The 241-nt window shown below is 62.2% G+C and carries 1 protein-coding gene; it reads left to right on the plus strand.

Going from position 1 to position 241, the window contains the following annotated elements; genetic code table 11:
• Positions 1 to 241 (plus strand): phage major capsid protein (locus tag SB847_RS22065; protein WP_410578881.1); only part of this gene is annotated, 241 nt, incomplete at both ends.

Genomic DNA, 241 nt, shown 5'->3' on the forward strand with positions numbered 1-241 from the left:
CCCGCAGGCAACCGCCTTCAACAACGCTCTGCGCAAGCCTGACGATACCAAGATCGATACCCTGCGCCGCGCCATCCTGCAGGTCCGTATCGCCGAGTATCGCGCCTCGGCTATCGCCCTGAACTCCGTGGACTGGGCCGATATCGAACTGACCAAGGACGCCAACGGCTCCTACATCTGGGTGAACGTCCAAGAGGGTGGCGTACAGCGCCTGTGGAAGCTGCCGGTTGTGGACAGCAAC

Origin of the sequence: Bacillus sp. SIMBA_026 (assembly GCF_046535335.1) — a bacterium.
GTDB classification, from domain to species: Bacteria; Bacillota; Bacilli; order Bacillales; family Bacillaceae; genus Bacillus; species Bacillus velezensis.